Below are 6,648 nucleotides of genomic sequence, written 5' to 3'. Positions count from 1 at the left end.
GGCCAGCGGCGGTTGACCACGTACGCGCCGCCCGCCAGTACGGCGAGCGCACCGCCCGCGACGCCCAGGGCGGTGCCCATACCGCCGCCCGGGGCGATGCCGTTCGCCGACGGGTGGTTCTCGTGCGACTGGGCCGGCGAGCCGTGCGGTGAGGTGTCCGCGCTCTTCGGCGGCACCAGCTCACCCACCGGCTTGACCTTCCCGGCCGCGGCGAAGCCCCAGTCGAAGAGCGCGGCGGTCTCCTCGTAGACCGAGTTCGCGCCGCCCGCGCCCGGGTTCATCACGGTCACCAGCAGCTTCCGGGAGCCCTGCTGCGCCGCCCCCGTGAAGGTGGAGCCGGCCATGGTCGTGGTGCCGTTCTTCACCCCGGCGATGCCCTTGTACGGGGAGAGCCCGCCCGCGCCCGTCATCAGCCGGTTGGTGTTCTGGATCTCGAAGTAGTCCCGCGGCTTCCCGGGCTCCTGCAGGCCGGGGAACTTCGCGCTCGCCGTGCCGCAGTACTCGCGGAAGTCCTGCTTCTGCAATCCGGAGCGGGCGATCAGCGTGAGGTCGTACGCGCTCGACACCTGCTCCGGGGCGTCGTACCCGTCGGGCGACACCACGTGGGTGTCCAGCGCCTGGAGCTCCTCCGCGTGCGCCTGCATGTCCTTGACGGTCTTCTCGACGCCGCCGTTCATGGCCGAAAGTACGTGCACGGCGTCGTTTCCCGACCGCAGGAACACCCCGAGCCACAGGTCGTGCACGGAGTACTCGTGGTCCTCCTTGACCCCGACCAGGCTGCTGCCCGGGCCCACGCCGTCCATGTCCGCGTCGGTGACCTTGTGCACCTGCTCCTTGGGCAGGGCCGGCAGCAGGGTGTCCGCGAAGAGCATCTTCATCGTGGAGGCCGGCGGCAGCCGCCAGTGCGCGTTGTACGCCGCCAGGACCTCGCCGGACTCGGCGTCCGCCACGATCCACGACCGGCCGGTGAGGTTCGCCGGCAGGGCGGGCGCGCCCGGCAGCAGGTTCACCTGCGTCCCCGGCTGGCCGAGCAGGGATCCGCCGACCGTGGACATCGACGCGGGCGGCGCGGGGGCCGCCGGGGCCTTGGCGGGCCCGCCCTTCCCGTCGGCCGGCGGGGTCGGCGCGGCGTGTGCGGGCACCACCAGCAGGGTGGGCACCAGCAACGCGGCGGTAAGGACCGTCAGAGCGGTCGTCTTGGCAGACACGCAGGTGAAAGTACATCCCGATGAGCTGTATGGCGTCGCGGACCGGCCATTTCGTGGCAACCAACCCCGGGACAGCCCACCCCGGCGCGTCCGTACCGGGGAGGAAACCGATACTGAGGGCATGAAACTCAGCCGTGCCGCCTCCTGGTTCCTGCTCGCCTTCGGCGTGTGGACCTGGTTCATCTGGGTGTCTTTCGTCCGGAACCTGTGGAAGAACGGCAGTGGCCTGGCCTTCGACACGGCGGGCGACCCCACTGCCTACTTCTGGGTCCACCTGACGCTCGCCGTGACGTCCTTTCTCCTGGGGACGGCGGTCGGTGTGATCGGGTTGCGTGGGGTCCTGGCCCTGCGACGTGCGTCACGCCCGGGCGCCGAGGACGGTGCGGCATGACGGTCCTGATCGCCGCGCTGGTCGCACTGGCGGTCTGCGCCCTGCTCGTCGGGGTGCACCGCTGGCTGTGGGTCCGCTTGGTCCGTGACACCACCGCCCCCGGCGGCCTGCCCCGCCGCATCGGCACCGCGTTGACCATCGTCCTGCCCCTCCTGTCCGTGGCCGCCCTGACCGCGGGCCGCGCCGGGGCCCCCTTCTGGCTGCAGCAGACGGTGTCCTGGCCGGGGTACCTGTGGCTCGCGGTGCTCCTGTACCTGACCCTGACGATGCTGGTCGCGGAGCCGATCCGCGCGCTGTTGCTCCGCCGTCTGGCCCACCGCGCCCCCTCCGGGGCGACAGCCGGACCTCCCGCGCAGCAGTCCGCCACCGGGGCCGGCCCGGCCAAGGCCGCGGCTGCGGCCTCGTCGTCGCCGTCCGCAGCCGCCGACACCGAGGCGGGGGCAGGGGTGGGGGCGGGTGCGGAGCCCGGCGCGCTGCTCGCCGCGGACGGCGCGCCCACGGAACCGGCCGTCACGGAACCGGCCGCCGCGGCGCCGGGCGGCGGCCTCACCCGCCGCACCTTCGTCGCGCGCGCGGTGGGCGGGGCGGCCGCCGCCGTCGCCGTCGGCACCGTCGCGGGCGGCACGTACGCAGTCATGCGCGGCCCGAGCGTGCGGCGCGTCCAGGTCCCGCTGGCCAAACTGCCGCGCGCGGCGCACGGCTTCCGGATCGCCGTCGTCAGCGACGTCCACCTCGGACCGGTGCTCGGCCGTGCCCACGCCCAGCGCATCGTCGACACCGTCAACCGCACCCAGCCCGACCTCATCGCCATCGTCGGCGACCTCGTCGACGGCAGCGTCCCCGACCTCGGACCGGCCGCGGAACCGCTGCGCGGGCTGACCGCCCGCCACGGCTCCTTCTTCGTCACCGGCAACCACGAGTACTTCTCCGGCGCCGAGCAGTGGGTCGAGCACGTGCGCGAGCTCGGCCTGACCCCGCTGGAGAACGCCCGGCGCGCCCTGCCGCACTTCGATCTGGCCGGTGTCAACGACATCCAGGGCGAGCGGGAGGGGAGCGGCCCCGACTTCCGGGCCGCCCTCGGCGACCGCGACCGGACGCGGGCCGCCGTACTCCTCGCCCACCAGCCGGTGGTCATCCACGACGCCGTCAAGCACGGCGTCGACCTGCAGCTCTCCGGCCACACCCACGGCGGCCAGCTCTGGCCGGGCGAGTACCTCGCGGAGCTCGCCAACCCCACCGTCGCGGGCCTGGAGCGCTACGGCGACACCCAGCTCTACGTGTCCCGCGGGGCGGGGGCCTGGGGTCCGCCGGTCCGGGTGGGCGCGCCGTCCGACATCACGGTCGTCGAACTCGCCTCGTACCGGGCCTGACCCGCCCCCACCCCCGACTCCCGTTCCGCGGAGCGATCTTCCGGTGGCTGGTATTCCGTGATGGGATATCCGGTCGTCGGACAGCGGGTCGCCGACGCCGACGCCGACTTCCGCGGCTCTGGTCCTCCAGGCCTCTAGGCCTTGTCCGAAGCCGGGTGCGGGTCGGAGGCCTTGCGCCGGCCCGCGGCCGTCTGGGCCATGCCCGGCAGGAAGTCCGCGAACAGCTCGTGGACCTCGCGCACCAGCGGCCGCAGCACGCGGAAGCGGGCCAGCACGATGCCCCGCGTGGTGAGCTGCGCGCCGCGCTCGGCGAGGCGGCGCGACTTCTCGCTGTCCGGGGAGCGGTCGAAGACCCAGTAGAGGACCAGGCCCATCTGCGAGAGCCACATCAGCTCCGGCAGTACGTCGGCCAGCTCGGCCGGCACCTTGGTCTTCGCGCCCGCCAGCACCTCGCGGTGGATGTCGATCGCGGCTTTGCGCGCCGGTTCCGACTCCGGTGAGAAGGGGCTGAGGGGGCTCTCGGGGTCCGCCGCGTTCTTGAAGAACTGCGAGGCGAACTCGTGGTACGGGGCGCCGATGTCCAGCCAGCTCGTCAGTACCCCCGCGAGCCGCTTCTGCAGATCGGTCTCGTTGTCCAGGATGGGCCGGACCGCGGCCTGGTGAGCGGCGCTGATCCGGTCGTAGAAGCCCTGGACCAGGTGTTCCTTCGACTCGAAGTAGTAGTAGGCGTTGCCGACCGAGACCCCGGCTTCCTTCGCGATGGCCCGCATGGTCGTCTTGTCGAAGCCGCGCTCCTGGAAGAGGCGGAGCGCGGTTTCGAGGATGAGCGTGCGGGTCTGCTCGCTCTTGGGAGCCTTCTGTTCAGTCACGGTGCACGAGCCTATCGGGGGACGGCGCACTGGTCGTCACAGGCCGGTCCCTCGGCGTCCTCGGGCGGCCCTTCGGTGCGCACGGCCTGCCGCCACGCGGAGGCCGTGAACATGGCGGCCCGGGCGAACGGGCGGCCGGCCGGCGTCGCCAGCCAGTTCGCCCTCGGACGGTGTTCGGCCAGGGCCCACAGGCAGACGATGAAGGCGTCGGTCCCGGTCCACACCTGGCCGGAGTTCCCGACGACGGTGATCTCGCGGAGCGTCGAGGCGTGGTCGAGCCGGGGGAACCGCCGCCGCGCCTCCCAGGACGCGGCGGGGACCAGGGCGATCGGGACGAGCAGCCGCTGCCCCAGCAGCCAGTGCCGGATGTGCACGCAGAGCGGGCAGTCGGCGTCGTAGAGGACGGTCAGGTGCCGTACGGCCGCGGTGGGCGCCATGGCTCAGGCTCCGACCGGCGCGGTCCACCCCTGCGGGGGGACGGGCGGGGTCTGCTGGCGTTCCATGATCCCGCGGCGGCGCATCCGGTTCAGCGCCCACACGTTGCCGAGGTGCATGACGCCCAGGACCAGCAGGACGACGCCGAGCTTGACCGAGAGGGCCTCGAAGAGGGCGCGGGCGCTGTCGACCTCCTTGGTCGAGCGGAGATAGAGGGTCACGAAGCCGATGTTGACGAGGTAGAAGCCGACCACGAGGAGCTGGTTGACGGCGTCGGCGAGCTTCTCGTTGCCGTGGAGGACGTCCCCGATGAAGACGCGGCCGTTGCGGCTGAGCGTACGGGCCACCCAGACCGTGAGGCCGATGCTGATGAGCAGGTAGATGACGTACGTGACCACGGTGAGGTCCATTGCCCCAGCCCCTTTGAACGTGTTCAAATGCTCTGACGTCGATGACTCTAGAGCCTTTTTTGAACAAGTTCAAGCGAATGGTCGCGTGGGCTCGCCGCCCCGGAAACGCATGCGGGCCCCGGCCGTTCGGCCGGGGCCCGCACATGTCGTACCGGGGGCTCACATGCTGAGCGCCCGTGCGTGGCCGAGCTGCGACATCACCCAGTGGAAGGTGTTCGCGTCCACCGCCGGGATCATCGTGGAGTGGTGACGGCCGCCGCTGGTCACCGTGACCTGGATGTAGCCGGTGGTGGTCTTCTCCTTCATCAGGAGGAAGAGCAGGCCGAGCAGGCAGAAGAGGAAGAAGACGATCGCCAGCACGATCGCGTGGGGCGGGATCTTCTCCTCGGTGCGCGAGAAGTCGGTCGCGTTCCACATTGCGCCCCTCAGCGGCATCGTGCCCGACGGGGTGATGATCTGGTCGCCGGCGACGGTGATGTCGCCGAGGGCGAAACCGGCGCCGGCGGCCGGGGCCGCGGAGTATCCGGCGGGCGACGGCATGCCCGCGCCGATGGTCGGCTGGTAGGCCGGAGCCGCCGGGTACGGCTGGGGGTATCCGTAACTGGCCTCTCCGGGGCCCCACTTGTAATCACCCTGGCCGGGGGCGCCGGCCTGGCCGCCCTGACCGGCGGGGTCGCTCGCGTACGGGTTCGGCTGCTGCTCGCTCATGTGGCCGATCCTTCCACAGGCCCGCCCGCCCTGTATCCCGGGTGCCGCAGCCGGGGATCCCCGCTCAGAGGGAGGCGGCCAGCAGCTGTTCGATGTGCGTCCGCATCAACTCCCGCTCCCTGACGGCCGGGAGAAGGGAGTAGACGACGGTCCGGCGGCCGCCCCCGGTGGCGAACACCCCACTCGTGGAGGCGCCCATGGAGCCGGTCTTGCCCCACAGAACGGTGCCGTCCACCTCGACGCGCATCAGCCCGCCCATGCTGAAACGGTCCCTGGCGCCCTCCGGGAGCGGGGGCATCGAGAACAACTGCCGCTGCTGGGCGGGCCTCAGCAGGTGGCCGCGCATCAGGCTCGTCAGGAACCGCTCCAGGTCGGGGGCGTTGGAGATCATGCCGCCCTCCGCCCAGGCCCACGGCTCGATCTCCCGGGCGTCCGCCAGCACCGGCCCGGGGACGGACCGGTCCCCGGGCCCCGGGCAGTACGTGTGGCTCAGGCCGAGCGGGCGGGCGATGCGCCGCTGGACCTCCTCGGCGTAGGAGCGGCCGGCGGTCCTCTCGATCACCATGCCGAGGAGGAAGTAGTTGACGCCGTTGTACTGCTGCGCGAGCACCGGGTACTGCGGCGCGGCGCACGCGGGGTCGGTCCAGTGGGAGACGACCTGCTCCGGGGTGGGGGCCCCGCCCTCCGCGAACTCGACGCAGGGCAGCCCGAGGCCGCTGGTGTGGCTCAGCAGCTGCCCCACCGTGATCGGCCCCCACCGGGCCGGGAGGGTCCCGGGGAGGAGGTCCTGCACCGGGGTGTCCAGGCCGAAACGGCCCTCGCCGACCAGCTGGAGCACCACCGTGGAGGTGAACAGCTTGGTGATGCTGCCGATGCGGAAATTCGCGGCGGGGTCCTGGGAGAGGGGCCCCGTGGCCGCGGTCCACCGGATCCCCGTGCCGCCCACCCGGACCATGGTCCCGCTCGCCCTGTCGCCGGGAGCCATCAGCGCGGCCAGCTTCCCGGTGCCGACCCGCTGATCCGCGGCGCCGGCCGTCCCCGGCGGCCGCACCGGCTGGGCCGAGGCCGGCACGGCACCGGCGGCGAGCGCCGCCACAGCCGCGCCGGCGACGGCCAGGGTGGTCCAACGGGCCTTGTGTGCAGCGCAGTTCGCGGAGTTCGTCATGCCCGTAAGTCTGTGCCGCGAAGATCCACCGGCCATGGGGGAAGCCCCTCACCCGGCCCTGACGCATCCCCGAGGGCGGCCCGGGGCCGTTG

General features: G+C 72.4%; 8 protein-coding genes. 2 read left to right on the top strand and 6 right to left on the bottom strand.

Annotation, left to right across the window (positions count from 1 at the left end):
• Positions 1–1,208: D-alanyl-D-alanine carboxypeptidase family protein (locus AAT21_RS24780; RefSeq protein ID WP_046779433.1), on the bottom strand; the 1,208-nt coding region annotated here is incomplete at its 3' end.
• Between the two features lie 121 nt (positions 1,209–1,329).
• On the opposite strand from AAT21_RS24780, the gene AAT21_RS24775 reads away from it, so the two are divergent.
• Positions 1,330–1,599 (top strand): SCO4848 family membrane protein, encoded by a 270-nt coding sequence (locus AAT21_RS24775; RefSeq protein WP_030961055.1) that lies wholly within the window; start codon positions 1,330–1,332, stop codon positions 1,597–1,599.
• On the top strand, positions 1,596–2,969 hold the full coding sequence (locus AAT21_RS24770; protein ID WP_046779174.1) for a metallophosphoesterase: 1,374 nt from the start codon (positions 1,596–1,598) through the stop codon (positions 2,967–2,969). The genes AAT21_RS24775 and AAT21_RS24770 overlap by 4 nt, the downstream gene beginning before the upstream one ends.
• A gap of 134 nt (positions 2,970–3,103) precedes the next feature.
• On the opposite strand, the gene AAT21_RS24765 is transcribed toward AAT21_RS24770, so the two are convergent.
• The 5 genes from AAT21_RS24765 to AAT21_RS24745 all read right to left on the bottom strand — a co-directional run bounded on the left by AAT21_RS24765 (position 3,104) and on the right by AAT21_RS24745 (position 6,556).
• A complete protein-coding gene (locus AAT21_RS24765; RefSeq protein WP_046779173.1) occupies positions 3,104–3,838 on the bottom strand; it encodes a TetR/AcrR family transcriptional regulator in 735 nt (244 codons plus the stop codon).
• 11 nt (positions 3,839–3,849) lie between these two features.
• Complete coding sequence (locus AAT21_RS24760; protein ID WP_046779172.1) at positions 3,850–4,275, bottom strand: thiol-disulfide oxidoreductase DCC family protein; 426 nt, start codon at positions 4,273–4,275, stop codon at positions 3,850–3,852.
• 3 nt (positions 4,276–4,278) lie between these two features.
• Positions 4,279–4,683: a hypothetical protein gene (locus tag AAT21_RS24755; RefSeq protein ID WP_046779171.1), complete on the bottom strand. Its 405-nt coding sequence runs from the start codon at positions 4,681–4,683 to the stop codon at positions 4,279–4,281.
• Between the two features lie 159 nt (positions 4,684–4,842).
• Positions 4,843–5,391: a hypothetical protein gene (locus tag AAT21_RS37745; protein WP_046779170.1), complete on the bottom strand. Its 549-nt coding sequence runs from the start codon at positions 5,389–5,391 to the stop codon at positions 4,843–4,845.
• Positions 5,392–5,455: 64 nt separating this feature from the next.
• Positions 5,456–6,556 (bottom strand): serine hydrolase domain-containing protein, encoded by a 1,101-nt coding sequence (locus AAT21_RS24745; protein ID WP_046779169.1) that lies wholly within the window; start codon positions 6,554–6,556, stop codon positions 5,456–5,458.
• Between the last annotated feature and the right edge of the window lie 92 nt (positions 6,557–6,648).

This window comes from Streptomyces yangpuensis, assembly GCF_001005295.1.
Classification (GTDB): Bacteria; Actinomycetota; Actinomycetes; order Streptomycetales; family Streptomycetaceae; genus Streptomyces; species Streptomyces yangpuensis.
The sequence above is the reverse complement of the archived record's forward strand: the minus strand, read 5'-3'. Positions and strand labels throughout refer to the sequence as shown.

Excerpts from the sequence above, each read along its gene's own strand:
- AAT21_RS24775 (WP_030961055.1), top strand. The coding sequence starts at position 1,330 with ATGAAACTCAGCCGTGCCGCCTCCTGGTTCCTGCTCGCCTTCGGCGTG.
- AAT21_RS24770 (WP_046779174.1), top strand. The coding sequence starts at position 1,596 with ATGACGGTCCTGATCGCCGCGCTGGTCGCACTGGCGGTCTGCGCCCTG.
- AAT21_RS24760 (WP_046779172.1), bottom strand. The coding sequence starts at position 4,275 with ATGGCGCCCACCGCGGCCGTACGGCACCTGACCGTCCTCTACGACGCC.
- AAT21_RS24755 (WP_046779171.1), bottom strand. The coding sequence starts at position 4,683 with ATGGACCTCACCGTGGTCACGTACGTCATCTACCTGCTCATCAGCATC.
- AAT21_RS37745 (WP_046779170.1), bottom strand. The coding sequence starts at position 5,391 with ATGAGCGAGCAGCAGCCGAACCCGTACGCGAGCGACCCCGCCGGTCAG.
- AAT21_RS24745 (WP_046779169.1), bottom strand. The coding sequence starts at position 6,556 with ATGACGAACTCCGCGAACTGCGCTGCACACAAGGCCCGTTGGACCACC.